This window comes from Arthrobacter sp. JCM 19049 (assembly GCF_001310435.1).
In genome coordinates, this window is the sequence record NZ_BAXF01000812.1 from 1 (window position 1) to 729 (window position 729).

1 pseudogene is annotated in these 729 nt (G+C 71.1%); it reads left to right on the forward strand.

What is annotated here, in order from left to right:
* Window positions 1-729, forward strand: a pseudogene (locus JCM19049_RS16455) (helicase-related protein); the annotation flags it as partial.

The window sequence follows — 729 nt, forward strand, 5'->3', positions numbered from 1 at the left end:
CCACCAGCTCCCTGGAGCTGGGCATCGACATGGGGCGGGTGGACCTGGTGATCCAGGTGGAGTCGCCGAACTCGGTCTCCTCCGGGCTGCAGCGGGTGGGCCGTGCCGGGCACCAGGTCGGCTCCGTCTCCCGCGGCGTGTTCTACCCCAAGCACCGGGCGGACCTGCTGTCCACCGCGCTGGTGGTCACCCGGATGCGCACCGGCAGATCGAGAAGATGACGGTGCTGGCCAACCCTCTGGACGTGCTGGCCCAGCAGACCCTGGCCGCGGTCGCCCTGGCGGACTTGGGCGTGGAGTCCTGGTTTGACACGGTGCGCCGCTCCGCCCCCTACGCGCAGCTGCCGCGCAGCGCCTACCTGGCCACCCTGGACATGCTCTCGGGCAAGTACCCCTCCGATGAGTTCGCCACCCTCAAGCCCCGGATCATCTGGGACCGGGATGCCGGGACCCTCTCCGCCCGTCCCGGGGCCCAGCGCCTGGCGGTCATCTCCGGGGGCACCATCCGGACCGCGGGCTGTTCGGGGTCTTCCTGGCCGGGGCCGAGGACTCCAAGGCCCCAAAGCGGGTGGGTGAACTGGATGAGGAGATGGTCTACGAGTCCCGGGTGGGCGACGTGTTCGCGCTGGGGGCCACCAGCTGGCGGATCGAGGACATCACCCATGACCGGGTGCTGGTCTCCCCGGCGTTCGGCCAGCCGGGCAAGCTGCCCTTCTGGCACGGGGACGGG